Origin of the sequence: Eubacterium ramulus (assembly GCF_003122485.1) — a bacterium.
In the GTDB taxonomy this organism is placed as follows: domain Bacteria; phylum Bacillota; class Clostridia; order Lachnospirales; family Lachnospiraceae; genus Eubacterium_I; species Eubacterium_I ramulus_A.
The window spans coordinates 1-886 of record NZ_JRFU01000261.1; the positions used below are offsets into that span (position 1 = coordinate 1).

General features: G+C 41.1%; 1 protein-coding gene. It reads left to right on the plus strand.

Going from position 1 to position 886, the window contains the following annotated elements; translation table 11 throughout:
- Window positions 1-175 precede the first annotated feature (175 nt).
- Window positions 176-772 (plus strand): hypothetical protein, encoded by a 597-nt coding sequence (locus LG34_RS16410; RefSeq protein ID WP_109217030.1) that lies wholly within the window; start codon window positions 176-178, stop codon window positions 770-772.
- Window positions 773-886: the final 114 nt, after the last annotated feature.

Below are 886 nucleotides of genomic sequence, written 5' to 3' on the forward strand. Positions count from 1 at the left end.
ATGTCAGCTTTCGCTGACCAGAATCACGCACCAAGTCTCACGTGCGTTCGACTTGAACAATTGAGATAGCTATGAAGCTGTCAAGGATGGTAGGAACAACGGTAAGCTATTGGTTAAATTTGCAGAATAAGAACAACCAATACCGTTGAGTAAAAACTGATGAGGAATTTGGGATATGGAAGAAAAAGACAGAGAAATATTAAGAGAGGCGGCTTCGGAGCAGGGATATACAAGTATTGCCATTAATAAAGATGGAAAACACGTGGGTGGATGTTTTATTCCGTGGAAGTTGACTTCTAGTGCGATCAATATGAAAACTCCGCGGGTAACATTGGCCGTGGAAGATTTGCAGGATGAAGCTATTATGGCAGATGTGAAAAAATGCAAAGTGCTTGGATGCTATATTATGATTCCGCTAGAAGATTACAGTTTTGTGCAGCAGTTTCATGAGCTTTGCGATTTGTTTATTTTGTATGGCAAAAATATCAGTGACTTATCTTTTGTTCAGGATATGCCGAACTTATTTCTGTTTTATCTGGAGGATGCAAAACTGACAGACATTCGTCCGTTGATTGATAATTGCAGACGGAGCAATTCGCTTCCAGGAAAAAGGTTTGGTTTTTATCATTGTGAGATTCAGGATACCAGCGCGATGAAGGATGCAGATTTTATGATTTCTGAATTACTGATCTGGCCGCCGGAAGGTCAGACGGACGAGAAAGAGCGCTGGTTAAATGGACGGCATATCAGTGGATTTAGGATTTATGATTAGAAACGATAGCATGAGTCCTTTTATCTCAGTCGAGAAGACTCCCACTTCTGCAAGTGGTGAGTAAAAACAAGTCTTTCTCAGTGGGAGTACAATCTCCGACTGAGATAAACGCTC

Excerpts from the sequence above, each read along its gene's own strand:
- LG34_RS16410 (WP_109217030.1), top strand. The coding sequence starts at position 176 with ATGGAAGAAAAAGACAGAGAAATATTAAGAGAGGCGGCTTCGGAGCAG.